Genomic DNA, 26,715 nt, shown 5'->3' on the forward strand with positions numbered 1-26,715 from the left:
GCGATCGGGCCGTCAAGTCCCGTCCTGCTCGTTATGCCGTTCGGTTCCTCAGAAAGAACCTTAACTGAACGGCATTAGCGCACTTGCGCGGCTTTTTTCCTGGCCGAACGGTTTTGGTTGGCCGAAGGGATCGAGCGCAGGCACCAAGCGACGGAGCCGAAACCACAGCCCCACCCCACCCGCGCCAATGAAAACGGCCCCGCCGGACCTTCCTCGGTCCGGCGGGGCCGTCGAACATCATCCGGCCGGCGCTACCCGCGCGCCGGCCCGATGACGGTTACTTCTTCCGCTGCGGCGGCAGGTCGGTACAGACGCCTTCGTACAGCTCGGCGGCCATCCCGATCGATTCGCCGAGCGTCGGGTGCGGATGGATCGTCTTGCCGATGTCCTCGGCGTCGGCGCCCATCTCGACCGCCAGGCACACCTCGCTGATCAGGTCGCCCGCATTCAGGCCGACGATCCCGCCGCCGATCACGCGGTGCGTTTCCTCGTCGAACAGCAGCTTCGTGAAGCCCTCGTCGCGGCCGTTGGCGATCGCGCGGCCCGAAGCGACCCACGGGAACACCGCCTTGCCGTATTTGACGCCTTCCGCCTTCAGCTGGTCCTCGGTCTTGCCGGCCCAGGCCACTTCCGGATCGGTGTAGGCCACCGACGGGATCTGCAGCGCGTCGAAGTAGGCCTTCTCGCCATGCGCGGCCTCGGCCGCGACATGGCCTTCATGCACGGCCTTGTGCGCGAGCATCGGCTGGCCGACGAGATCGCCGATCGCGAAGATGTGCGGCACGTTGGTACGCATCTGCTTGTCGACTTCGATGAAGCCGCGATCCGTGACCGCGACGCCTGCCTTGTCGGCACCGATCTTCTTGCCGTTCGGGCTGCGGCCGACGGCTACCAACACGAGGTCGTAGCGCTGCGCTTCCGCCGGCGCCTTCTCGCCCTCGAACTTGACGTAGATGCCGTCTTCCTTCGCCTCGGCGCCCACCGTCTTGGTCTTCAGCATCACGTTGCCGAAGCGCTTGGCGTTGTATTTCTCCCAGACCTTCACGAGATCGCGGTCGGCGCCCATCATCAGGCCGTCCATCATTTCGACCACGTCGATCTCGGCGCCAAGCGTCGAGTAGACGGTGGCCATTTCGAGGCCGATGATGCCGCCGCCGATCACGAGCATGCGCTTGGGCAGCTGCCGCAGTTCGAGCGCGCCGGTCGAATCGATCACGCGCGGATCTTCCGGCATGAACGGCAGCTTCACCGCCTGCGAGCCGGCCGCGATGATCGCCTGCTTGAACTTGACGACGGTCTTGCCGCTCTCGCCCACGACTTCGAGATGGTACGGATCGAGGAAGCCGCCCACGCCCGACACCACCTGGACCTTGCGCGCCTTCGCCATGCCGGCGAGGCCGACCGTGAGCTGCTTGACGACGCTCGACTTGAAGTCGCGCAGCTTGTCGAGATTGACTTCGGGCTTGCCGAACGTGATGCCGTGATCGGCCAGCGCGGCCGCCTCGTCGATCACCAGCGCCGTGTGCAGCAGCGCCTTCGACGGGATGCAGCCGACGTTCAGGCACACGCCGCCGAGCGTCGCGTAACGCTCGACCAGTACCGTCTTCATGCCGAGATCGGCCGAGCGGAACGCGGCCGAGTAACCGCCGGGGCCGGAGCCGAGCACCACCATGTCGCATTCGACGTCGGCCTTGCCCGAGTAGCTGCCGCCCTGCGGCGCGGCGGCCGGCGCGGCCTTCTCGGCGGGCTTGTCGGCCGGCTTCTCAGCCGACTTCTCGGCCTTGGCGGCTGGTGCCTCGGGCGCCTTCCCGGCGGGCTTGGCCGCCTCGGCGCTGCCCTCGAGCACGACGATCAGCGTGCCCTGCGAAACCAGATCGCCGACCTTGACCTTCACTTCCTTGACGACACCGGCTTCCGAACTCGGCACGTCCATCGTTGCCTTGTCCGATTCGAGCGTGACGAGCGACTGCTCCTTCTCGACCGTGTCGCCCGCCTTCACCAGCACCTCGATGACGGGAATATCGTTGTAATCGCCGATGTCCGGCACTTTGACTTCGATGAGACTCATGAACTGTCCCCTACTTGTATGGACTACCGCCGATCGAACGACGCATCCGCGCCGGTACGCACGAGGCCGCCGCCGAGGCGACTCCCGCGCGCGCCGCGCCGGCCGCGCGATGCGCCTCTGACGCAGCACGCGGCCGGACGGCGGATGCCGTCATGCATCAAAGAATCACGCGGCGGAAATCGCCGAGGATCGACGCCAGATACGCATTGAAGCGTGCGGCCGCGGCGCCGTCGATCACGCGGTGATCGTAAGACAGCGACATCGGCAGCGTCAGGCGCGGCACGAACTGCTTGCCGTCCCAGACCGGCTTCATCGCGCTGCGCGACAGACCGAGGATCGCGACTTCCGGTGCGTTGACGATCGGCGTGAAATGCGTACCGCCGATGCCGCCCAGCGACGAGATCGAGAAGCAGCCGCCCTGCATCTGGTCGGGCTTGAGCTTGCCGTCGCGCGCAGCCTTCGACAGGTCGGCCATTTCCCTGGCGATGTCGACGAGACCCTTCTTGTCCGCGTCGCGGATCACCGGCACGACCAGCCCGTTCGGCGTGTCGGCGGCGAAACCGATGTGGAAGTACTGCTTGAGGATCAGGTTGTCGCCGTCGAGGCTCGCGTTGAAGGTCGGAAACTTCTTCAGCGCCGCGACCACGGCCTTGATCACGAACGCGAGCATCGTGAACTTCACGCCCGACTTCTCGTTTTCCTTGTTCAGCTGGACGCGCAGCGCCTCGAGCTCGGTGATGTCCGCCTCGTCGTTGTTCGTGACGTGCGGGATCATGACCCAGTTGCGATGCAGGTTCGCGCCCGAGATCTTCTTGATGCGCGACAGCGGCTGCGCCTCGACCGGACCGAACTTCGTGAAGTCGATCTTCGGCCACGGCAGCAGGTTCAGCTCGCCGCCGCCCGCCGGCGCGGCAGCGCCGGCCGGGGCCGCGGTCTGGCCCGTCATCACGCCCTTCACGAACGCCGTCACGTCTTCCTTCGTGATGCGGCCCTTCGGACCCGAACCGGTCACGCGGCCAACGTCGACGCCGAGTTCGCGCGCGAACTTGCGCACCGACGGCGAAGCGTGGCTGGCCCGGCCCGACGCGGCCGGAGCCGGTGCCGGTGCCGGTGCCGAAGCCTGCGCGGCCGGGGCCGCCTTCTGCTCGGCCTGGGCCGGTGCCGCCTTGGGCGCCTCGGCCTTCGGCGCTTCCGCCTTCGGGGCTGCTGCGGCCGGCGCGGCGTCGCCGCTTTCCAGCACCACGATCAGCGCGCCTTCGGAGACCGTGTCGCCGACCTTGACCTTGATTTCCTTGACGGTACCGGCGGCCGGGCTCGGCACGTCCATCGTCGCCTTGTCCGATTCGAGCGTGACGAGCGACTGCTCCTTCTCGACCTTGTCGCCCACCTTCACGCCGATCTCGATGACCGGGATGTCCTTGTAGTCGCCGATGTCCGGCACCTTGACGTCGACCGTGCCGCCGCCCGCCGCCGGGGCGTCGGCCTTCGGCGTCTCGGCCTTGGCCGGCGCGGCTTCCGCCTTGGGCGCCTCGGCCTTCGGCGTTTCCGCCTTGGCTTCGCCCGAGCCTTCGAACACGACGATCAGCGTGCCTTCCGACACGGTGTCGCCCGCCTTGACCTTCACTTCCTTGACCGTGCCGGCCGACGGGCTCGGCACGTCCATCGTCGCCTTGTCGGACTCGAGCGTGACGAGCGACTGCTCGGCCTCGACCGTGTCGCCCGCCTTCACCAGCACCTCGATGACGGGAATGTCCTTGTAATCGCCGATATCCGGCACCTTGACTTCGATCGCTTGACTCATCTGTAAAAGTCTCCTGGGCCGCGCGCGCCCTGGTCGGGCGGCGCGGCGTGACATGGCACGTAGGCGTTTAAACCGTCATCGGATTGGGTTTCGACGGATCGAGGTCGTACTTCTTGATCGCCTCGGCGACGACCTTGCGGTCGATCGTGCCTTCGTCGGCCAGCGCGTTCAGCGCGGCGACGGTCACCCAGTGGCGGTCCACTTCGAAGAAGTGGCGCAGCGCCTTGCGGGTATCCGAGCGGCCGTAGCCGTCGGTGCCGAGCACCACGTAGCGGTTGTCGATCTGGCCGCGGATCTGGTCGGCCAGCGCGCGCACGTAGTCGGTCGACGCGATCACCGGGCCCTGCGCGTCCTTCAGCAGCGTCTGGACGTGCGACAGGCGGCGTTCCTCGGTCGGGTTCAGCAGGTTCCAGCGCTCGACCTCGTGGCCTTCGCGAGCCAGCTCGGTGAAGCTCGGCACGCTCCAGAGATCGGCGGCGACGCCCCAGTCGTTCTTCAGCAGTTCGGCCGCGGCGATCACTTCGTTGAAGATCGTGCCCGCGCCGAGCAGTTGCACGCGCGGTGCCTTCTGGTCGGCCTCGGCCTTGCGGAACGCGTACATGCCCTTGATGATGTCGGCCGCCACGTGCTCGCCCTGCGGAATCGCCGGGTGCTCGTAGTTCTCGTTCATCACCGTGACGTAGTAGTACACGTCTTCCTGGTCGGCCACCATGCGCTGCAGGCCGTTCTGGATGATCACGGCGAGCTCGTAGCCGAAGGTCGGGTCGTAGCTGACGCAGTTCGGCACCGACGCCGCCCACAGCAGCGAGTGGCCGTCTTCGTGCTGCAGGCCTTCGCCGTTCAGCGTGGTACGGCCGGCGGTGCCGCCCAGCAGGAAGCCGCGCGAACGCATGTCGCCCGCCGCCCAGGCCAGGTCGCCGATGCGCTGGAAGCCGAACATCGAATAGAAGATGTAGAACGGCACCATGATCTCGCCGTGCGTCGAATACGACGTCGCCGCCGCGATCCAGTCGCACATGCCGCCCGCTTCGTTGATGCCTTCCTGCAGGATCTGGCCGGTTTCCGATTCCTTGTAGAACATCAGCTGGTCGGAATCTTCCGGCACGTACTTCTGGCCCTGCTGGTTCCAGATGCCGATCTGGCGGAACAGGCCTTCCATGCCGAAGGTACGCGACTCGTCCGGCACGATCGGCACGACGCGCTTGCCGAGCGCCTTGTCCTTCAGCAGGATGTTCAGGATCCGCACGAACGCCATCGTCGTCGAGATCTCGCGGCCTTCGCCGGTGCCCTTGAGCAGCGGCTCGAACGCGTCGAGCATCGGCACCGGCAGCGATTCCGCCTTCTGGCGGCGCTGCGGCAGGTAGCCGCCGAGCTCCTGGCGGTGCGCGCGCATGTACTCGAGTTCCTTCGAGCCTTCCTCGAACTTCAGGTAGGGGATGTCGCCGATCACGTCGTCGGCGATCGGCAGACGGAACTGGTCGCGGAAGCGCTTGAGCTGTTCCACCGGCAGCTTCTTCTGCTGGTGCGTGATGTTCATCGCCTGGCCGGCTTCGCCCATCCCGTAGCCCTTGATCGTCTTCGCGAGGATCACGGTCGGCGCGCCCTTGGTGTTGCTCGCCTCGTGGAACGCCGCGTAGATCTTGTGCGGATCATGGCCGCCGCGGTTCAGGTTCCAGATGTCGTCGTCGGACCAGTCGGCGACCATCGCCTTCAGTTCCGGCGTGTTGAAGAAGTGCTCGCGCACGAACGCGCCCGACTCCGACTTGTAGGTCTGGTACTCGCCGTCGACGACTTCCATCATCCGGCGCATCAGCGCGCCCGACTTGTCGCGGGCCAGCAGCGAATCCCAGCGGCTGCCCCAGATCACCTTGATGACGTTCCAGCCGGCGCCGCGGAATTCCGATTCGAGTTCCTGGATGATCTTGCCGTTGCCGCGCACCGGGCCGTCCAGGCGCTGCAGGTTGCAGTTGATCACGAACACGAGGTTGTCGAGCCGCTCGCGGCTCGCCATGCCGATCGCGCCGAGCGATTCCGGCTCGTCAGTCTCGCCGTCGCCGAGGAAGGCCCAGACCTTGCGGCCCGCGGTCTTGGCGATGCCGCGCGCTTCCAGGTACTTCATGAAGCGCGCCTGGTAGATCGACATGATCGGGCCGAGGCCCATCGACACCGTCGGGAACTGCCAGAAGTCCGGCATCAGCCACGGGTGCGGGTACGACGAGATGCCGTTGCCGCCGACTTCCTGGCGGAAGTTGTTGAGTTGATCCTCGCTCAGGCGGCCGAGCAGGAACGCGCGCGAGTAGACGCCCGGCGACGAGTGGCCCTGCACGAACACGAGGTCACCGCCGTGCTCGGCGGACGGGGCATGCCAGAAATGGTTGAAGCCGACGTCATAGAGCGTCGCGGCCGACGCGAACGAGGCGATGTGGCCGCCGACGTTGGTGTCCTTGCCGGCGCGCAGCACCATCGCGATCGCGTTCCAGCGCGTGTACGAGCGGATCCGGTGTTCGATGTCCTGATCGCCCGGGATCTTCGCCTGACGCTCGACCGGGATGGTGTTGATGTAGGGGGTGTTCGCGGAAAACGGCAGATGCTCGCCATGCATGCGGGCGAACTCGATCTGCTTTTCGATGAGGTAATGCGCACGGCCCGGACCGACGGACGAGATCACGCCGTCCAGCGCCTCCAGCCATTCGACGGTTTCTTGCGAATCGTCGTCCTGCTCGGCGGCGACGTACTTCATCACTTCGTTGGGTACAGCGGACATGCTCGTCTCCTGGGTCCTGAGGGTGAGATCGCGCTGCGTGCAGACGACCTGATTCCGGCGGCTGCGGCAAGCTCCCGGCGGATTGTAAAGAGGCTCGCCGGACCGATGCAACTAAATTTTCGGGTTATGAGATTGTTTCTCACAATACGAAATAATGCTGCGCTGCACCCTGTCTACAAGGCCTTCGTGCGGCAAATTTCGCTTTCGGTTCAATACTGCGACACCGCGTTTGGCCCGCAATGCCCTGAGCTACAATGCGTGCCATGTTGACCGATCGGCTATTCGCACGCTCGGCGCGAGCCTCCGGTGCCTCGGCGGACTCGCAGCCGTCCCGCTGGCACCACGGCCCGTGGTGGTCCAATTCCTATCTGTTGACGCCACTGCTGTCGATCCTCGTGTTCCTGGTGGTGATGAGCCTGATTCTGTGGAGCCTCAACCGCCGCGAGCAGCAGCAGCAGGAAGACACCCTCTATCGCAACGTCGCCTGGGCGCAGCAGCAGATCCGCCTGTCGATGACGAGCGCCCAGGAACAGCTGCAGGCGTTCGCGCGCGACCTCGCGCTGGGCCGCATCGACGAGCACGGCTTCCAGTCCGCGGTCGGCGACGTGATGCAGGCGCATCCGGAAATCCTCTATCTGAACTGGTACGTCGCGCCCGGCACGGCGCGCTGGCCCGACATGCAGTTGCCGGCGCTGGGCCAGCGGCTCGCACGGCCCAACGACGCCCAGATGGCCGAGATCGTGCGCGGCGCCTGGCGCGACGCGCACGAGTCGCGCCGACAGGCCTACTCGGCGATAGCCTACGACGATTTCGGCAACGGCTTCGTGACGCTGCAGACGCCCGTCACGCGCGACCGCGAGTACCTGGGCTCGATCGCCGCGGTGTTCTCGGTCGAGGGCATCCTCAAGCACGACATCCCGCCCGAGCTGTCGGCCAAGTACAAGATCTCGATCACCGACGTCAACAATCGCGAGCTGGCCTCCACCTCCTCGCGCCCGCGGCTGCCGCGCGACGCCCACTACGACCTGCCGCTCGACCCGCCCGGCCAGGGCCTGACGGTGCGCGTCTATTCGTATCCGCAGATGACGAACCTGACGAACAACACGCTCGTCTGGCTCGTCGCGGGCCTGTCCTGTTTCGTGCTCTGGAGCCTGTGGAGCCTCTGGAAGCACACGCGGCAGCGCTTCGAGGCGCAGCAGGCGCTGTACGCGGAAGCGTTCTTCCGCCGCGCGATGGAGAATTCGGTGCTGATCGGCATGCGCGTGCTCGACATGCACGGCCGCATCACCCACGTGAACCCGGCGTTCTGCCGCATGACGGGCTGGGACGAGGACGACCTGGTCGGCAAGGTCGCGCCGTTCCCGTACTGGCCGCGCGACGCGTATCCGGAGATGCAGCGCCAGCTCGACATGACGCTGCGCGGCAAGGCGCCGTCCTCGGGCTTCGAGCTGCGGGTGCGCCGCAAGGACGCCTCGATGTTCCATGCGCGGCTCTACGTCTCGCCGCTGATCGACAGCTCGGGCCGCCAGACCGGCTGGATGTCGTCGATGACCGACATCACCGAGCCGAAACGCGCGCGCGAGGAACTGGCCGCCGCGCACGAGCGCTTCACCACGGTGCTGGAAAGCCTCGACGCGGCCGTTTCGGTGCTGGCCGCCGACGAAGCCGAGCTGCTGTTCGCCAACCGCTACTACCGCCACCTGTTCGGGATTCGTCCGGACGGCCATCTGGAACTGTCGGGCGGCGGCTTCGACTCGACCCAGGCCTCGTCGGACTCGATCGACATGGTCGACGCGTTCGCCGGGCTGCCCGCCACCGCGCTGACCGAGAGCACGGCCGACGCGCAGGAAGTCTACGTCGAGAGCATCCAGAAGTGGTTCGAGGTGCGCCGCCAGTACATCCAGTGGGTCGACGGCCATCTCGCGCAGATGCAGATCGCCACCGACATCACGACCCGCAAGAAGGCCCAGGAACTCGCGCACCAGCAGGAAGAGAAGCTGCAGTTCACGAGCCGGCTGATGACGATGGGCGAGATGGCCTCGTCGATCGCGCACGAACTGAACCAGCCGCTCGCGGCGATCAACAACTACTGCTCGGGCACCGTCGCGCTCGTCAAGAGCGGACGCGGCACCGCCGAGACGCTGCTGCCCGCGCTAGAGAAAACCGCCCAGCAGGCGCTGCGCGCCGGCATGATCGTCAAGCGGATCCGCGAATTCGTGAAGCGCAGCGAGCCCAAGCGGCAGGCCGCGCGCGTGGCCGACATCGTCGCCGACGCGGTCGGGCTCGCCGAAATCGAGGCCCGCAAGCGGCGCATCCGGATCGTTACCGAGATCCGCGCCAGAATGCCTATCATCTATGTTGACCCGGTGCTGATCGAGCAGGTCCTGATGAACCTGATGAAGAACGCCGCCGAGGCGATGGGCGACGTGAAGGACCCGCAGGCCGACGGCCTGATCCGCGTGGTGGCCGACATCGAGGCCGGCTTCGTCGACATCCGCGTGATCGACCAGGGCCCGGGCGTCGACGAGGCCACCGCCGAGCGTCTGTTCGAACCGTTCTACAGCACCAAGTCCGACGGCATGGGCATGGGGCTCAACATCTGTCGATCGATCATCGAGTCGCACCGCGGGCGGCTCTGGGTCGTCAACAACATCGAGGCGGACGGCCGCGTCTCCGGCGCGACGTTCCATTGCAGCTTGCCCATCGGGGCACCCGAGAACCACGGCCGCGGCAGCGTGGCATCACATACCGTTACGGGAGAGATATGAATAGCCCTGTCACCACCCCTCAGGAAACCGTCTTTGTCGTCGACGATGACGAGGCCGTGCGCGATTCACTGCGCTGGCTGCTGGAGGCGAACGGCTATCGCGTGCAATGCTTCTCGAGCGCGGAACAGTTTCTCGACGCGTACCAGCCGGCCCAGCAGGCCGGCCAGATCGCCTGCCTGATCCTCGACGTGCGGATGTCGGGGATGAGCGGGCTCGAACTGCAGGAGCGCCTGATCGCCGACAACGCCGCGCTGCCGATCATCTTCGTGACGGGCCACGGCGACGTGCCGATGGCGGTCTCGACGATGAAGAAGGGCGCCATGGACTTCATCGAGAAGCCGTTCGACGAAGCCGAACTGCGCAGCCTGGTCGAGCGCATGCTCAACAAGGCGCGCAACGAGAGCAAGAGCGTGCAGGAGCAGCGCGCCGCGAGCGAGCGGCTCTCGAAGCTGACCGCGCGCGAACAGCAGGTGCTCGAACGGATCATCGCCGGCCGCCTCAACAAGCAGATCGCCGACGACCTCGGCATCAGCATCAAGACCGTCGAGGCGCACCGCGCGAACATCATGGAAAAGCTCAACGTCAACACGGTCGCCGACCTGCTGCGTCTGGCGCTGTCCAAGAAGCCGGCGTAAGCGGCTTCCTCCCAACCGTTTCATCGGGCCGCATCGCGCGCCGCCGGGTTTTCCGGCGCGCGTGGCGCCGGCCTGCGGCGCCCGGCGCTGCGCCTCGCGTCATGCGCGGCGATGGAACCGGTACCAATTTCTCGATCTCACTTCCTCGCTCGTGTCTCCCGCCTGACGCCACCACGCCCGACGCCGCCGTGGCGCACGGTACGGCATCGATGTCGGACGCCGACAGGCGATGGGTATAATTCCGTGCTTTGCTGCGGCGGTGTTCCGCCCACCGCCCGCGCCGGTTTCCCCTATTCGGATCGAATCCCACCATGACAGCCACCCTGATCGACGGCAACGCCCTTTCGAAGACCCTGCGCGCGCAAGCCGCCGAACGCGCCGCGGCGCTCACCGCGCGCGGCCATCGTCCCGGCCTCGCGGTCGTGCTGGTCGGCGACAATCCGGCCAGCGAGGTCTACGTCCGCAACAAGATCAAGGCCTGCGAGGACAACGGCTTCTTCTCGCACAAGGACGTGTTCCCGGCGACGCTGTCGGAGGCCGACCTGCTCGCGCGCATCGGCGAGCTGAACCGCGACCCGCGAATCCACGGCATCCTCGTGCAGCTGCCGCTGCCGCCGCACATCGACAGCCACAAGGTGATCGAGGCGATCGCGCCCGAGAAGGACGTGGACGGCTTCCACGTCGCGAACGCCGGCGCGCTGATGACGGGCAAGCCGCTGTTCCGTCCCTGCACGCCCTACGGCGTGATGAAGATGTTCGAGGCGCACGGCATCGAGCTGGCCGGCGCGAACGCGGTGGTGATCGGCCGCTCGAACATCGTCGGCAAGCCGATGGCGATGCTGCTGCTCGAGGCCGGCGCGACGGTCACGATCTGCCACAGCAGGACGCGCGACCTGGCCGCCCACACGCGCAGCGCCGACGTGGTGGTGGCCGCGGTCGGCAAGCGCAACGTGCTGACCGCCGAGATGGTGAAGCCGGGCGCGACGGTGATCGACGTCGGCATGAACCGCAACGACGCGGGCAAGCTGTGCGGCGACATCGATTTCGACGCGATCCGCGAGGTGGCCGGCTTCGTCACGCCGGTGCCGGGCGGCGTCGGCCCGATGACGATCACGATGCTGCTGATCAACACGATCGAGGCCGCCGAACGCGCGGCCGGCGCGGCGGCCTGAGTACGCTGCGCTGCGCTGCGCGCGCATGCACGAGCGGGCGGCACGGCATGCGGCCGTGCGGTCCGCGTAAGCGGCCCTGCGCGGCATGCGCGGACGGCTCCGTTCGGCATCCGTGACGCATGGATGCGCCAGCGCGCAACCGGCACCACGGGTCGCCTCTGATTCCCGCCGCGCCGATCCCGCGCCATCGCCGCCGGCTCGATCACGGCACGCTCCCGCCCCACCGCACCGTGTGCGCCAGCCCCTCGCCCCACCACCGTTTTTCGCGTCCCCACCGCGCCTCCCGCGCCGCGCCAATCGCGTCGTTAGCAACTTCCGATTGGAAACCGGCCAGGCCGCCCCAATAATGTCGACATGCGGCGGTATCGCCGCCGCGTCCGTTCATCGCAATCCGACCCCGCAGGGAGCCCCATGTCCGTCAGCGCCAACGCCAATCCGCTTCTCGATTTCTCCGGCCTGCCCCGCTTCGCGGAGATCCGTCCCGAACACGTGACGCCCGCCCTCGATACGCTGCTCGAACAGGCCGAGGACGCCGTCGCGCGCGCCGCCGATCCGGCCACGCCGGCCACCTGGGCCGAGGTGGTCGAGACGGTCGAGCGCGTGACCGAGCCGCTCGGCCGCGCCTGGGGCGTGATCGGCCACCTGAACGCGGTGGCCGACACGCCCGAGCTGCGCGCCGCCTATGGCGAGAACCTGCCGCGCGTGACCGAGTTCTGGTCGAGCGTGGGCCAGAACCTCGCGCTCTACGAGAAGTACAAGGCGATCGCGGCCGGCGGCGAATACGCGACGCTCTCGGCCGAGCGCCGCAAGATCCTCGACAACTCGCTGCGCGACTTCCGCCTGTCGGGCGCCGAACTGCCGGAGGACCGCAAGCCGCGTTTCGCCGAGCTGCAGGAGCAGCAGGCGGCGCTGTCGAAGGCGTTCTCGGACCACGTGCTCGACGCCACCAACGGCTACGCGTACTACGCGCAGGCCGAGGACGAGCTGCGCGGCCTGCCCGACGACGCGATCGCGGCCGCGCGCGAGGCCGCGCAGCGCGAGGACAAGGCCGGCTGGAAGTTCACGCTGCATTTCCCGTCGTACTTCCCGGTGCTGCAATACGCCGAGAACCGCGCGATGCGCGAGACGCTGTATCGCGCCTACGTGACGCGCGCCTCCGAACTCGGCCCGCAATACGGCGGCGGCAAGGTGGAATGGGACAACACGAAGATCGTCGCCGACACGCTCGCGCTGCGCCGCGAGGAGGCCCGGATGCTCGGCTACGCGAACTTCGCCGAAGTCTCGCTCGCGCCGAAGATGGCCGAATCGCCGGCCCAGGTCACGGCGTTCCTGGAAGACCTCGCGGTGCGCGCGCGTCCGCACGCCGAGCGCGACTGGGACGAGCTGCGCGCGTTCGCGGCCGACACGCTCGGCCTGCGCGAGCTGGCGCCGTGGGACGTGGCCTACGCGGCCGAGAAGCTGCGCCAGCAGCGCTACGCGTTCTCGGAAAACGAGGTGAAGCAGTACTTCCCCGAGCCGGCCGTGCTGCGGGGCCTGTTCACCGTCACCGAGACGCTGTTCGGCGTGAAGATCCGCCGCGACGAGGCGCCGGTCTGGCATCAGGACGTGCGCTTCTTCCGCGTCGAGAATCCGGACGGCACGCTGGTCGCGCAGTTCTACCTCGATCTCTACGCGCGCGAGGGCAAGCGCGGCGGCGCCTGGATGGACGACGCGCGCTCGCGCGCGAAGCGCGGCGCGCAGGTGCAGACGCCGGTGGCCTACCTGACCTGCAACTTCTCCGCGCCGGTCGGCGGCAAGCCCGCCTGCTTCACGCACGATGAAGTGATCACGCTGTTCCACGAGTTCGGCCACGGCCTGCACCACATGCTCACGCGCGTCGAGGAACTCGGCGTGTCGGGCATCAACGGCGTGGAGTGGGACGCCGTGGAGCTGCCGTCGCAGTTCATGGAGAACTTCTGCTGGGAGTGGGACGTGCTGCCGTCGATGTCGTCGCACGTCGAGACGGGCGCTTCGCTGCCGCGCGAGCTGTTCGACAAGATGCTGGCCGCGAAGAATTTCCAGAGCGGACTCGGCACGCTGCGCCAGATCGTGTTCTCGATGTACGACATGCTGCTGCACGTCGATTTCGATCCGGCCGGCGCGCAGAACGCCGTCGAGTTCGCGCGCGAGATCAACGAGCGCTTCCACGTGATCCCGCAGGCGCCGTTCTCGCGCTGGCCGAACACGTTCAGCCACATCTTCGCGGGCGGCTACGCGGCCGGCTACTACAGCTACAAGTGGGCCGAGGTGCTGTCGGCCGACGCCTACGCGGCCTTCGAGGAAGCGGCCAGGGCCGGCGGCACGGTGCTCGACGCCGCCACCGGCACGCGCTACCGCCGCGAGATCCTCGAGGTCGGCGGCAGCCGGCCCGCGATGGATTCGTTCAAGGCGTTCCGCGGCCGCGAGCCGGAAATCGACGCGCTGCTGCGCCATAACGGGATGACGGCCGCCGCGCACTGAGGCTGAGCCAGCGTAGCAGCGCCGCGGGTTCGACAGGCGGGCGCGGGCTGCTGGCCCGCCTGGCTGCACCGAACGGCGCCCGGTAGTACGGGCGCCGTTTTTTCATGCCGCGCCGGATTCGGCGGAGCCGTCGTTCTCGCGGGCGTGGTCGCCTGCATCGGGCACGTTGTCGGTGATGTCCACAGCTGCCTCGCCCTCCTCCACCGCGTCGTCGATGACGTCCGCTTCCACCTCGCTCGCTCCCTTGCCCCCCTCCGCCTCGTCATCGAACAACGCGATCTGGCCATGGCGCTCGGCCGTGTCCTCGTCCACGCGCACGCCCACGCCGAGCAGCCGCACCGCCTGCGGCCGCCGCGCGAGCCCTTTGGCGAGCAGCGTGATGGCGGTCTCCACGTCGGTCGCGTCGGCCACGCACTCCACCGTGGTGCGCTGGAAATCGGCGAAGCGGATCTTCACGTAGAGCTTGCGGACCAGCCGGCGCGCACCGGCCCGCTCGATGCGCGCGTCGAGCTGCGGCACCAGCCGGCGCATTTCCGCGGCGCACTGCTCGAGCGTGGCGAGATCGTGGACGTAGGTGGTCTCGACGCTGACCGACTTGCGCTCGCGGTCGGCGCGCACGCGACGCTCGTCGATGCCGTGCGACAGTTCGTGCAGGCGCCGGCCGAACGCGCCGAACTCGCGATGCAGGTCGAACAGCGACCATTCTCGCAACTGCGCGCAAGTCTCGATGCCGAGCCGCTCGAGCCGCCCCGCGGTGACGCGGCCGACACCGAACAGCTTGCGCACCGGCAGCGCCGCCACGAACGCGTCCACCTCGTGCGGCCGCACCACGAACAGGCCGTCGGGCTTGTTCCAGTCGGAGGCGATCTTGGCGACGAACTTGTTCGGCGCGACCCCGGCCGAGACCGTCACGCCCACCGCGTCGCGCACGCGCGCGCGGATCTCGCGCGCGATCAGCGTCGCGCTGCCCTGGCAGCGCCCGGTGCAGCTGACATCGAGATAGGCCTCGTCGAGCGAGAGCGGCTCGACCTCGGGCGTGTAGTCGCGATAGATCTCCATGATCGCGCGCGAGGCGATCCGGTATTTGTCCATCGACGGCGGCAGGATCAGCAGGTCCGGGCACTTGCGCATCGCCAGCGCCGACGACATCGCCGAATGCACGCCGTAGCGCCGCGCGTCGTAGTTGCAGGTGGCGATCACGCCGCGCCGGTCGGGCCGGCCGCCCACCGCGAGCGGACGACCGCGCAGCGAAGGATCGTCGCGCATCTCGACCGACGCGTAGAAGCAGTCGCAGTCGAGATGGATGATCTTGCGCACGAACGCGTGCGCGCCGGCCGCGGAAACGGCCGGCGCGGGGGAATCCGGAGCGGGCGCGGGGGAACTCACGGTGTCGGTGCGGGGCAAAACGGCATTATCGCGTGAAAGCGCGCGCGGGCCGGACCGAAGGTTGCAGACGCGGAATTTTTCCCGGCGCCTCGATTGAGCAGACGAATACGCGACGCGAATAATCAACCGGACCCAATGGCGATCGGGATTTACCCGCGCTTCGCATTCAATACCGAACCTTATTCAATTCGTCCAATATTGCAGATTCGACGTCTGACAATACATTTATCCATGCATTATTTACTCGATTGTCCTGATTTGTCGGGACAGCTTCATTTCATATTCGTCAAACCAGGCCGGAAGGTAAGCAATCGGAGAAATTTTTCAAGGAAAGGGTTGCCGCGCCCGAAATGGTTGCTTATTCTCTGACGGGCTGCCACGAGCCGCCGCTCACGCCGCAGTCCGCAGTGATTGCGCGTCGAATGTTTCGGATTCACCGGCGGGCGCGCATCACGCGCCGCCGCATCGAGATTCGACCGGATACGGATGAATTCATGCTGAATTACGATTTCGCTCACTGGATCGCTTTTTTGTCGATGGCGATTCTGCTCAATATCTCTCCCGGCCCGGATATCGCATTCATTCTCGGCAATACGCTGAAGAGCGGCCGGCGCCACGGCTTCGCGGCGATGCTGGGGATCTGGGTGGGCGCGCTGTTCCACGTGTCGTGCGCGGCGATCGGGCTGTCGGCGATCCTCTACACGTCGGCCACCATGTTCCTGATCGTCAAGTGGGTGGGCGTGGCCTACCTGACCTGGCTCGGCATCCAGGCGCTGCTGTCGAAGGCCGGCGCGTTCCACATCAACGAGCCGGTCAAGCCGCGCACCATCTCGGAAGTGTTTTTCCAGGGCGCCTTCATCGACATCCTCAACCCGAAGGTCGCGATCTTCTTCCTCGCGCTGCTGCCGCAGTTCGTGGTGGACGGCGCCGGCCCGGTGCCGCTGCAGCTCGCCGTCCACGGCATCCTGATCATCGCGGTGGCGGCGCTGGTGGAGCCGCCGCTGATCCTGCTCGGCGACCGGCTGGCCGCCCGGATTCGCGCCAATCAAAAGGCCGCGACCTGGATCGATCGCACGCTCGGCGTTTTCTTTCTCGGGCTCGCCACCAAACTGGCGGTATTCAGGCAGTAATTCGCGGCAATTGAATCGGGCGCCCCATTGCGATTCACGCCGCCGCCCCGTTTCAAAATAAAAACATAATCAAACCACCCGATCACGCATGCCGCATTGCGGCAGATGACGGCGCGCGCCCGCGGCATGGCGCTTCGGCTTTACCGGCAACGCTCCACGACATTCACGTGGCGCAGATGATTTCATCGCGCGCCGCGATTCTTCAAGGCAATTTCGATGACGACGATCGTATTGGCAGGCGGTGGATTATCGAGCTGGTATGTGACGGGACGGCTGATCGAACTCGATCAGCCCGTCGAAGTATGGTTTGCGGACGTGGATCAGTGCGACGAAGCGCTGGCCGAGCCGTTCGTGCGCTATCTCGAGCAAAACCGGATCCCGTTCGCGCGACAGGACATTCGCGCCGAGCTGGCCGACCTCGGGCTCGAGGCGGCGCGTGCGCAGGCCCGCCACCGCACCGGCTACTGGAACACCACCGGGCTGCTGCGGGCCGGCCTGATCTCGGGCTGCTCGCGCTGGCTCGCCGGCGAGCGCCCCGACGCCACCGCGGTGGCGCACGGCTGCGTCGCGTTCGGCAACGACCAGCGGCGCTTCCAGAACCTGTTCGCCGAGCTGCACCCCGCCGTGTCGGTGCAGGCCAGCCTCGCGCAATGGAACGGCGGCCAGGAAGCCCCCACGCGCCGCTTCATGGTGGACGCGATCGCGCGCTGGACCGGCGAGCGGCCCGCCGCGCTCGAGGACAAGGTGGCGTGGTCGTCGGACGGCTCGCTGCTCGGCATCTCGCACGAGGGCACCGAGATCGAGCGCCACGACAGCGACTGGACCACCGCGCCGTTCGCCATGACGCGCGCGCCGTTCGACGACGCGCAGGCCGAGGATCTCACGCTGCACTTCGAGCACGGCCATCTGGTGCAGGTGGGCGAGACGCGCGGCGACGCGCTCGCGCTGCTCGCGCAGGCCAACGCGCGCGCGGGCGCGCACGGCCTCGGCCGGATCGGCGTGATGGAGACGCGCCTGAAGGGCACCAAGTGCCGCGGCGTGTACGAGGCGCCCGGGCTCACGCTGGTCGGCCTCGCCTGGGCGGCGCTGCAGGAGCTGGCGCTGACCAACGCCGAGCTGGAGCGGATCGACGCGCTGTCGCGCCAGCTCTGCGCCGACGCCTACGCCGGCCTCTGGTACGGCGCACCCGCCGTGGCGCGGCGCGCGGAGTTCGGGCAGGTGTGCGGCGCGCTGTCGGGCGCGGTGACGGTGGCGCTGCGCGGCGGCTTCGGCTTCGTGCGCCGGATCGACGCCGGCACCACGCATACCGGCATCGAGCGCCGCTTCGCCGGCGGCGGCACGCAGTGGAGCGAGTGACGCGGCGGCGCGGCGCCATGAGTCCACCGGGTACACGGCACGACGGCCGCGCGGGCGAAGCGGGCGGCGTGGGTCGCGTGAGTCGACAACGCCCGCACGGCATGGCGCATGCCAGGCGCGGCCGGCCTCACGAGCCGGGCCAACCACGCGCCCGCCACGGCGCAGGCGACGCACCGGCCCGCGCCGCGATCGAGGACGCCCGACACCTGCACCTATAAGAACGCCAAATCCAATCGAGAGAGGGCTTATGCACGAAGACAGCATCCTGATCGGGCCGCGCATCGAGAATGCCGGCCCCGATTCGCTCTACCCGAGCATCGCCGCACAATGCCGCGTGCGCCGCGACGCCGTGGCGATCTCGTATGGCGAGCGCCGGATCTCCTACGCGCAGCTCGACCGGCAAAGCGGCCTGATCCGCGACGCACTGCTCGCCGCCGGCCTCGCGCCCGGCCAGCTGGTGCCGGTGCTCACGCGCGGCGGCCCCGGCATGATCGCCGCGATGATCGGCATCTGGGCCGCGGGCGGGGCCTTCGCGCCGCTCGCGATGGACGGCCCCGAGGCGCGCCGCGACCTCGCGCTCGGGCGCATCGACACCGGCATCCTGGTGGTGGACGAAGCCGGCGACGCGCTCGACGGCTGGCGCTGCGTGCCGATCGCCGAGACGCTGCGGGCCACCGCGCCCACCGCCTCGATCGCGGACGCCGAGCCCTGCCGCGGCGGCTCGCTGGCCTACGGCTTCTTCACCTCGGGCAGCACCGGCGTGCCCAAGTGCTGCCTCAACGTCCACTCCGGCCTCGCCAACCGCGCCGCCACCATGAGCCGCCGCTTCGACCTGCGGCCCGGCGAGGCGGTGCTGCAGAACTCCAGCCACGTGTTCGACAGCTCGCTCTGGCAGATCTTCTGGCCGCTGTCGATCGGTGCCGAGGTGGCGATCCCCGAACGCTTCGGCATCCTCGATTTCGACGCGACGCTCGACACCATCGCGGCGCGGCGCGTGGTGATGACCGACTTCGTGCCGTCGATCCTCGAACAGCTGATCCAGCTGCTGCGCAATTCGCGCGAGCAGCTCGACAAGCTCGCGAGCCTGCGCTACATCCTGGTGGGCGGCGAGAAGCTCAATCCGCACCTGCTGCGCGACCTGCTGAAGCTGCTGCCGGCGGCGCGCATCGTCAACACCTACGGCCCGACCGAAGCGTCGATCGGCATGGTGTTCCATGCCTTCAGCGGCAGCGAGGCCGCCGTGCCGCTCGGCCTGCCGATCGACAACACCGCGCTCGCGGTGGTGGACGAGCAGCTGCGCCCGGTGCCGCGCGGCCAGATCGGCGAGATCGTGATCGGCGGCGCCTGCATGGGCCTCGGCTATCTCGGCGAGCCCGAGCGCACGCAGGCCGTGTTCCGGCGCGATACCGGGCTGCCGCTCGGCTCCGAGGTGATCTACCGGACCGGCGATCTCGGGCGCGTCGAGGCCGACGGCCTGCTCTACTTCGACGGACGCATCGACGACCAGATCAAGATCGCCGGCGTGCGGATCGAACTCGGCGAGATCGAGCATCATCTGTACGATTTCCCGAGCGTCAGCAAGGCCAAGGTGCTGCCCGTCAGGAGCGACGACGGCACCTGGCTCGCCGGCTTCTACACGGCCAGCGCCGAGGTGGCGCCAGCGGAACTGCGCGCGCACCTCGAACGCAAGCTCGGCAGGAGCAGCGTGCCGGCGCTGCTGCGGCAGCTCGATGCGTTCCCGCTGACCGTGTCGGGCAAGATCGACGGCAAGGCGCTGATCGCCGCGCACTGCACGTTCGACCCGCCCGCGGCCGGGGCCGGCCAGCCTGGCCGGACCGGTGACACGCAGCAGGCGCTGCTGGCCGCGCTGCGGCGCATCCTGCCCGGCCAGCAGCCCGGCCCCGACGACGACCTGGTGCTGGCCGGCCTCGATTCGCTGGGCGCGCTGAAGCTGCTGCTCGAAGCCGAGCGCCTGACCGGCAGGCGCCTCGCGCTGGCCGCGTTCCTCACGGCGCCCACGCTCGCCACGCTGCTCTCGCACGATGCGCAGGCCGGCGACGACGCCGGCACGGCGCGCGCCATCGAACACGACATCGCCCGACTCGGCCGGCCGGCGAGCCCGCGCGCGGCCGGGTCCGCGCCGCCGTCCGGCGCGGCCATCGTGCTGACCGGCGCGACCGGCTACGTGGGCCGCGCGCTGCTCGCGGCGCTGCTGCGCCACGGCGCCGGGCCGATCGTCTGCCCGGTGCGCGCCGCCGACGACCGCGCCGCCGCGGCCCGTCTCGCCGCGCTCGTGCCGGGCCTGCCGGCCGGCCGCGTCACGGCGGTCGCGCTCGATCTCTGCGCGCCCGACGCGGCGCGGCATCTGCCGCCGGCGCCGCGCCTCGTGCTGCACGCCGCCGCCGACGTCAACTTCTCGAAGTCGTACCGGCAGCTGCACGAGCCGAACGTGGCCGCCACGGCCGCGCTCGGCGCCTACGCGCTCGCGGCCGGCGCGCGCTTCGTCTACCTGTCGAGCATCGCCGCCGCCACCGGCCAGGAAGTCGTGGACGGCACACCGGGCAGCGCCGGGATCGAGGCCATGCTGGCCGCGCTGCGCAACGGCTACAGCCGCACCAAGTGGGTCTCGGAGCAGATCGTCGCCGGCTTGCGCGCGCACGGGCTCGACGCGCAGGTCCACCGCCTCGGCGAGATGATGCCCGACGCGCTGCACCCGGTCGCCAATCCGCTCGCCAGCTTCAGCATCCTCTGCCGCGTCGTGCAGCTGGCCGGCGTCGCGCCGGAACTCGAGGACACCTCGAACTGCACGCCCACCGGGCTGGTGGCCGACTGGATCGTGCGCCGCGCGCTCGCCGACGACGGCCGGGCCGCCGGCACGGCGCGCCCGACCACGCTCGCGCATCCGACCCAGCTGCGCGTCAATGACATGCTGGCCGCCGTGCTCGGCAGGATCCCGCAGGTCTCGCTGTCGCGCTTTCTCGACACGGTCGGGCGGCACTATGCCGACAGCCAGCATCCCGATCTCGCGCGCTGCCTGATGATCTTCTCGTCCGGCGGCCAGCCCGACGAGCCGGCGCGGCACGGCTTCACGCCGGCGCGCGCCGAGCCGCGCGACGGCGAGCCGGGCTGGACGGCGCTCACGCCGCACGAGCTGGACACGATGTTCGGGGTATTCCGCAGCAGCAGCGTCGCGCCATGAGCTCGGCGCACGACGATTCACGACTTATGCCAGGGAGCATTTCATGACGATGAGACAGCGGCGCTTCGGCCGCCTGGGTTGGCAGGTGGGAGAGGTCGGTTACGGCATGTGGGGCATCGCGGGCGGCGAAGGCGGCTGGTCCGGCGCCGACGACGCGAGCGGGATGCAGTGTCTCGCGCTGGCCGCGAGCCGCGGCTGCAACTTCTACGACACCGCCTGGATCTACGGCCGCGGCCACAGCGAGCAGATGCTGGCGAAACACGCGGCGGCCCACCCGGGCGCGGGTTTCAAGGTGGCCACCAAGATCGCGCCGGCCAATCGCAACTGGCCGAGCCGCCGCGGCGACCGCTTCGACGACATCTACCCGACGCCGTACCTGCGCGAGGCGATGGACCAGAGCCGCCGCAACCTGAACGTCGATCGCATCGACCTGATGCAGTTCCACGTCTGGGAGGACAGCTGGACCGACGATCCCGCGTTTCGCGCGATCGTCGACGAATGGCGCGGCCGCGATCTGGTGGAGGGGATCGGCCTGAGCCTGAACCGCTGGGAGCCCTGGAACGGCCTGCGCGCCGTGCGCTCAGGGCTGATCGATGCGGTCCAGGTGATCCACAACATCTTCGACCAGGCGCCCGAGGACGAGCTGTTCCCGGCCTGCCGCGAGCACGACGTGGCCGTGATCGCGCGCGTGCCGTTCGACGAGGGCTCGCTGACCGGCACGCTCGGCTACGACAGCCGCTGGCCCGACGGGGACTGGCGCAACAGCTACTTCGTGCCGGAGAATCTGCGCGCGAGCGTCGATCGCGCCAATGCGCTGCGCCCGCTGATTCCCGACGGCGAGACCATGGCCGGGCTCGCGCTGCGCTTCATCCTGAGTCATCCGGACGTGGCCGTGGTGATTCCCGGCATGCGCCAGGAACGGCACGTCAGCGCCAATCTGGCGGCCTCCGCCGCCGGGTCGCTGCCGCCGGAACTCGTCACCCACCTCAGAGCCCATCGCTGGGACAGGGAGCCTACCGAATGGTCGCAATAAGCCAACCCGCCCCGGCCGAGGCCGCCCTGCCGGACGCCGGCCTGTGGATTCTGTTCGCGCTGCCTCGCTCGCGCTCGACCGCGTTCTTTCGCGCGATGACGGCGCGCGGCGAGTTCATCTGCATCCACGAGCCGTTCTGCAGCCTCGCCGACACCGGCCGCGCCACGCTGCCGACCCGCACCGGCGGCAGCATCGAACTCGACAGCCGGCCGGCGATCGTCGAGCACATCGCCGCGCTCGCCCGCCACGCACGCGTGTTCCTCAAGGAGACCTCCGACAACCGGCTGGCCGACCTGGTGTGTACGCCGCTCGTGCGCGACGCCACCGACGTGAGCTTCCTGATCCGCGAGCCGGGCGCCGTGATCGCCTCGCACCTGCGCATGCGCCCCGCGGCCGGCGTCGACGATTTCGGCTTCGCCCACCTGCGCGCGCTGATGGAAGCGACGAGCGAGGCCGGCCACGCGTTCCAGTCGTTCAGCGCCGAGCAGCTGGTGGCCGACCCGCGCGCCACGCTCGAACGCTACTGCGCCGGCGCCGGGCTGCCATGGCGCGACACGATGCTGAGCTGGGAGCCCGAGGATCGCCAGGAATGGCAGCGCACGCGCAACTGGCACGGCGCGGCCGCCGAGAGCACCGGCTTTCTCGCCGCCGCGCCGGCGCGCGACGAGGCGGTGCCGGCCGAGTTCCTGGCCGCCGTGCACGACGACTACGAGGCGATCCAGCGGCTGCATCGCAACGCCAGCAACGCCGGCGGCGACGATCTCGCGTTCCTCGCGCAAGAACATCCGGTGATCTGGATGACCGGGCTGCCCGGCGCCGGCAAGAGCACCATCGCGAAGGCGCTGCACGAGACGTTGAAGGCGCGCGGCGTACGCACCATCATCCTCGACGGCGACACGCTGCGCGGCGGCCTCTGCTCGGACCTCGGCTTCAGCGCGGCCGACCGCAACGAGAACATCCGCCGCTTCGCGCACGTGGCGGCGCTGTTCCGCCAGGAGGGCTACGTGGTGATCGTGGCGACGATCTCGCCGATGCAGGCGCACCGCGATCTCGCGCGCGGCATCGTCGGCGACGGCTTCGTCGAAACCTTCATCGCCACGCCGCTCGACATCTGCCGCGAGCGCGACCCGAAGGGCATGTACGCGAAGGCGATGCAGGGCAAGCTCGCGCAGTTCACGGGCGTGTCGGACACCTACGAGCAACCCGGCGCGGCCGACGTCACGGTCGACACCTCGCACGAGGACGTGGCCGCCTCGGTCGAGCGCATCGCCGGACAGCTGCGCCGGCAGCGTCGGACCGCTGCGGTCTGACCGGCGGCGCCGCTCGCGGCCGGCCGGCTTTCGTACCCGGCCACGCCCCCACCTCCTCGCTTACGGCCCGGGGCAACGCAGGCGCCCGGGCCGTGCGCCGACACCGTCACGGTCCGTCCGCGGCATCCGTACCGGTCGTTCCGGGCCGCAACCGTACCGCCGCCCGAGGCATGCGCGGGCCTATACTCGGCGACCCGACACCCCATCGCACGAGGAGCGCAAATGAAGACGATCGGCCTGATCGGCGGGATGAGCTGGGAATCGTCGGCGGAATACTACCGGCTGATCAACCGGCATTCGAAGGCGCTGCACGGCGGCCACCACAACGCGAAGAGCGTACTGGTGACGGTCGATTTCGCCGAGATCGAGGCGCTGCAAAGCGCGCACGACTGGCCCGCGCTCGGCGCCTGCATGGCCGACGCGGCGCGCCGGCTGGAAGCGGCCGGCGCCGATTTCGTGGTGCTCACCACCAACACCATGCATCGCGTGGCGGCCTCGATCGAGGCCGCCGTGACGCTGCCGTTCCTGCACATCGCGGACCCGACCGGCGCGGCGCTGCGCGCGGCCGGCGTGAAGCGCGTCGCGCTGCTCGGCACGCGCTACACGATGGAGCTGCCGTTCTACGCCGAGCGGCTCGCCGCGCGCTTCGGCATCGAGACGCTCACGCCCGACGACGCCGGTCGCGGCACCGTCCACCGCGTCATCTACGACGAACTCTGCCACGGCAGGATCGAGCCGGCCTCGCGCGACGCCTACGCGGCGATCATCGCCGAGCTGGCGGCACGCGGCGCCGAGGCCGTGATCCTCGGCTGCACCGAAATCACGCTGCTGATCGGCGAGCCCGACTCGCCGCTGCCGGTGTACGACACGACCGCGCTGCATGCGCGCGCGGCCGTCGAGCTTGCCGCCGCCTGAAGCTAACCGCACCCGGCACGGGCGCATCCCGTGCCGTGTTCCGGACGTGACGAGCGGTGACGATCAGAGCCCCGTCAGCCCCTGCAGGCTGATCTTCGACTGCGTGTTCGCCGGCTGTTCGCCGAGCTTCGTCAGCGAGCCGTCGGAACCGATCTGGTAGGCGACGATCTTGTCGTCGCCGGCATAGTCCTGATAGAAGAACTTGCCGTCCGGGCTGACCCACGAATCGTTCGCGAACGCCGAGGTCTGGCCCGCCACCGGCGTCTCGGTGGCCGCCACCGCGTTCACCAGCGTGAGCTTGCCGGTGCTGTCGATCGAGAACAGCGAGACGGCGCCGCTGCCGTTGCCGATGTAGGCGAAGCGGTTGTCCGGCGAGAGCGTGATCCAGCACGGCGCGGCTTGCCCCGTCACGGTGCTCGGCGTGCCGAGCGAGGTGAAGGTGCCGGCCGTCGCCGAGAAGTTGAACGACTCGACCGTGCCGCCCGGCGCGTCCGTCACGACGTAGGTGGCGGCCAGCGCGCCGGTGCCGAAGCGGCCGCCGAACGGGCCGGCGCCGGCCGAGGCGCTGTCCACCGGCGTGCCGAGCGTGCCGTCGGCCTGCACCGGGAACGCCAGCAGCGTGTTGAGCGGCACCGTCGGCGAGACCGTCTTCAGGAAGCCGTTGACGATCACGAACTTGCCGTCCGGGCTCAGCGTCACCTGGGTCGGCAGCGCGTCCGGCACCACCACCGGATACTGGCCGATCGAGGTCAGCTGGCCGTTGGTGCCGACCCGGAACGCGCCGAGTTCCTGCGCGCCCTGCTGGTGCGTGACGTAGAGCACGCCGGTGGCCGAGATCGCGAGCGAGGTCGGGCGGATGCCGCCCGTGGGCGACACCGCCAGCAGCGTCAGGTCGCCCGCGCCCGAGATCGAGAACACGCTGACCGTGTTGTCGCCGGCGTTGGCGACGAACAGGCGCGTGCCGTCGGGCGAGACGATCACGCTGTTGTTGCTGGTCAGCGCGTCGGCCGCGACGATGTTGCCCATGAAGTAGTTCACGCCGTTGGTGCCGTGGCCGCCCGTCGCGACGTTCGGCTTCGCCGTCAGCGTACCGTCTGCATTCCGAACGAAATGCAGCACCGCGTTCTGCGTATCGTTGGTCTGCGCGAACAGCTGCGCGGTTTTGGTGGCCGCGGGCGGCGTGACCGGCGCGGTGGGCGTGGTCGGCGCCGTCGGCGTGGTGGGGGCCGGCGCGTCGTCGCCGCCGCCGCAGGCCGCCAGAACCGCCGTCATCGTCAGTGCCGTCACCAGTTTGAGCTTCATCCGTTTCACCTCTTCGTCAGTATTCGAATGGCCGCTTGCACGCCGGCGCGATGGCACGGACAGCGGGCGGTTCAGGCGCGATCGCGATGGCCTTGCATCGATCGCGCGCCACTCAATTCGGCACCGTCGCGGCTTCGGTTACAGTTCCTTGCAGAAAATTTCCATCGGACTGCGAAAAGACAATGCCCGTGGTCCCTCGCGAGACCACGGGCATGGCGGTGATGCGGTGCGCGGCGCGATGAGCGCGCCGCGGCTTCGACGGCGTACCGCTTACTTGGCCATCGCGTCCGAGGCCGAATGCGACATGCCCATCGCGTCGTGCTTCTTCATCTTGCCGCCCTTGCCCATCGCGTCGTGCTTCATCGCGCCGTTGCCCATCGCATCGTGCGACATGGCACCCTTGCTCATCGCGTCGTGCGACATCGCATCGTTGCCCATCGCGCCGCTCGCCTGCGCGAACGCCGCCGACGCGCCGAGACCGAGCGTTGCCACCATGACTGCCGTGATCAGTTGTTTCATGAGATTTCTCCTTGCCGGGTAAAAAAAGTGGATCCGGTGGAACCGGACCGGTTTGCGGTTCGTATCGCGCAGCCGTCAGGCTCCGCCGAACCAGTTGTAGCCCTGGTCGACCCAATAGCCGCCGGGGTAGACATTCGTCACGAAGATTTCGACGATGTGTTTCGGGTTCTTGTAGCCGAGCTTGGTGGGAATCCGCAGCTTCATCGGATAGCCGTATTTCGCCGGCAGCCGCTGGCCGTCGTAGTCGAACGCGAGCAGTGTCTGCGGATGCAGCGCGGTGGCCATGTCGATGCTCTCGTAGTAGTCGTCCGCGCAGCGGAAGCCCACGTATTTCGCGCTCGTGTCGGCGCCCACGCGCCGCAGGAAATCGGCGAACGGCGTGCCGCCCCAGCGGCCGATCGCGCTCCAGCCTTCCACGCAGATGTGCCGCGTGATCTGCTCGGCATGCGGCAGTGCGTAGAGTTCGGGCAGGGTCCAGGCGCGCTGGCCCGTCAAGAGGCCGCCGAGCTTGAGCCGGAAGTCCGCGCCGTTGACCTCGGGTACCTCGTCGATGCCGTAGAACGCGTTGAACGGGAACGGCCGCGTGATCTGCGCCTCGCTATAGGTGGGCGCGAGCGCACGCGGATCGAACAGCGCGGCCTGCACGCGGTCGTTCAGGCGCGACACGGCGGAGAGGAAGCCGTCGACCGAGGCGTCGTCGGTGAGCGTGCAGCCGGTCAGCATCGACAGGCCGCCGAGCGTCAGCAGGCGCTTGCCGAACAGCCGGCGCGACGGCATCGCGAGTTCGCGGCGCGCGTCGGCCAGTACCGTGTCGCGGTCGGCGGTCATCAGCGGTTGAGTCGGTTTCTTCATCTGCAA

At 68.6% G+C, this 26,715-nt stretch carries 17 protein-coding genes and 1 pseudogene; 11 read left to right on the top strand and 7 right to left on the bottom strand.

From position 1 onward, the window contains the following. Nucleotides 1-277 precede the first annotated feature (277 nt). The 3 genes from lpdA to aceE form a co-directional block, all read right to left on the bottom strand. Nucleotides 278-2,068, bottom strand: a complete 1,791-nt coding sequence (lpdA, locus tag BpN12_RS27830) for a dihydrolipoyl dehydrogenase (protein WP_246795406.1) — start codon at nt 2,066-2,068, stop codon at nt 278-280. 157 nt (nt 2,069-2,225) lie between these two features. Then, entirely contained in the window at nt 2,226-3,869 is a 1,644-nt protein-coding gene (aceF, locus tag BpN12_RS27835) for a dihydrolipoyllysine-residue acetyltransferase (protein WP_246795407.1), read from the bottom strand. Nucleotides 3,870-3,936: 67 nt separating this feature from the next. After that, nucleotides 3,937-6,633: a pyruvate dehydrogenase (acetyl-transferring), homodimeric type gene (gene aceE, locus BpN12_RS27840; RefSeq protein WP_246795408.1), complete on the bottom strand. Its 2,697-nt coding sequence runs from the start codon at nt 6,631-6,633 to the stop codon at nt 3,937-3,939. A 263-nt stretch (nt 6,634-6,896) separates the two neighbouring features. Between aceE and fixL the strand changes: the two genes are divergently transcribed. The 4 genes from fixL to BpN12_RS27860 all read left to right on the top strand — a co-directional run bounded on the left by fixL (nt 6,897) and on the right by BpN12_RS27860 (nt 13,707). Further along, nucleotides 6,897-9,401 (top strand): oxygen sensor histidine kinase FixL, encoded by a 2,505-nt coding sequence (gene fixL / locus BpN12_RS27845; protein ID WP_246795409.1) that lies wholly within the window; start codon nt 6,897-6,899, stop codon nt 9,399-9,401. Next, a complete protein-coding gene (gene fixJ / locus BpN12_RS27850) occupies nt 9,398-10,036 on the top strand; it encodes an oxygen response regulator transcription factor FixJ (protein WP_198251662.1) in 639 nt (212 codons plus the stop codon). Before fixL ends, fixJ begins: the two co-directional genes overlap by 4 nt. Before the next feature lie 311 nt (nt 10,037-10,347). Beyond that, entirely contained in the window at nt 10,348-11,208 is an 861-nt protein-coding gene (gene folD / locus BpN12_RS27855; RefSeq protein WP_246795410.1) for a bifunctional methylenetetrahydrofolate dehydrogenase/methenyltetrahydrofolate cyclohydrolase FolD, read from the top strand. A gap of 411 nt (nt 11,209-11,619) precedes the next feature. Next, entirely contained in the window at nt 11,620-13,707 is a 2,088-nt protein-coding gene (locus BpN12_RS27860) for a M3 family metallopeptidase (RefSeq protein WP_246795411.1), read from the top strand. 102 nt (nt 13,708-13,809) lie between these two features. On the opposite strand, the gene dinB is transcribed toward BpN12_RS27860, so the two are convergent. Next, complete coding sequence (gene dinB / locus BpN12_RS27865; protein WP_425306331.1) at nt 13,810-15,093, bottom strand: DNA polymerase IV; 1,284 nt, start codon at nt 15,091-15,093, stop codon at nt 13,810-13,812. A gap of 494 nt (nt 15,094-15,587) precedes the next feature. Here dinB and BpN12_RS27870 point away from each other — a divergent pair, with 494 nt between their 5' ends. From BpN12_RS27870 to BpN12_RS27900, 7 genes and pseudogenes are all read left to right on the top strand, one after another. Then, entirely contained in the window at nt 15,588-16,223 is a 636-nt protein-coding gene (locus BpN12_RS27870; RefSeq protein WP_246795412.1) for a LysE family translocator, read from the top strand. A 216-nt stretch (nt 16,224-16,439) separates the two neighbouring features. Beyond that, nucleotides 16,440-17,579 carry an argininosuccinate synthase domain-containing protein gene (locus BpN12_RS27875; protein ID WP_246795413.1) on the top strand — a complete coding sequence of 380 codons (1,140 nt, stop codon included), beginning with the start codon at nt 16,440-16,442 and terminating at the stop codon, nt 17,577-17,579. Between the two features lie 247 nt (nt 17,580-17,826). Next, entirely contained in the window at nt 17,827-20,778 is a 2,952-nt protein-coding gene (locus BpN12_RS27880; RefSeq protein ID WP_246795414.1) for an amino acid adenylation domain-containing protein, read from the top strand. Nucleotides 20,779-20,821: 43 nt separating this feature from the next. Beyond that, the gene (locus BpN12_RS27885) at nt 20,822-21,811 is read left to right on the top strand and encodes an aldo/keto reductase (RefSeq protein ID WP_246795415.1); all 990 of its coding nucleotides are present in this window, start codon (nt 20,822-20,824) and stop codon (nt 21,809-21,811) included. Between the two features lie 95 nt (nt 21,812-21,906). Beyond that, nucleotides 21,907-22,461: pseudogene (locus BpN12_RS27890) on the top strand (sulfotransferase-like domain-containing protein); the annotation flags it as partial. 147 nt (nt 22,462-22,608) lie between these two features. After that, nucleotides 22,609-23,121: an adenylyl-sulfate kinase gene (cysC, locus tag BpN12_RS27895; protein ID WP_246798027.1), complete on the top strand. Its 513-nt coding sequence runs from the start codon at nt 22,609-22,611 to the stop codon at nt 23,119-23,121. A gap of 222 nt (nt 23,122-23,343) precedes the next feature. Then, on the top strand, nt 23,344-24,036 hold the full coding sequence (locus BpN12_RS27900) for an aspartate/glutamate racemase family protein (protein WP_246795416.1): 693 nt from the start codon (nt 23,344-23,346) through the stop codon (nt 24,034-24,036). Between the two features lie 63 nt (nt 24,037-24,099). Here BpN12_RS27900 and BpN12_RS27905 read toward each other — a convergent pair whose 3' ends face one another. From BpN12_RS27905 to BpN12_RS27915, 3 genes are all read right to left on the bottom strand, one after another. Continuing rightward, on the bottom strand, nt 24,100-25,338 hold the full coding sequence (locus tag BpN12_RS27905) for a lactonase family protein (protein ID WP_246795417.1): 1,239 nt from the start codon (nt 25,336-25,338) through the stop codon (nt 24,100-24,102). Nucleotides 25,339-25,608: 270 nt separating this feature from the next. Continuing rightward, nucleotides 25,609-25,857, bottom strand: coding sequence for a pentapeptide MXKDX repeat protein (locus BpN12_RS27910; RefSeq protein ID WP_246795418.1), 249 nt, complete (start codon nt 25,855-25,857; stop codon nt 25,609-25,611). A 75-nt stretch (nt 25,858-25,932) separates the two neighbouring features. Then, on the bottom strand, nt 25,933-26,709 hold the full coding sequence (locus BpN12_RS27915; RefSeq protein WP_246795419.1) for a molybdopterin-dependent oxidoreductase: 777 nt from the start codon (nt 26,707-26,709) through the stop codon (nt 25,933-25,935). Nucleotides 26,710-26,715 lie beyond the last annotated feature (6 nt).

It is taken from the genome of Burkholderia perseverans (genome assembly GCF_022870505.1).
GTDB lineage: Bacteria > Pseudomonadota > Gammaproteobacteria > Burkholderiales > Burkholderiaceae > Burkholderia > Burkholderia plantarii.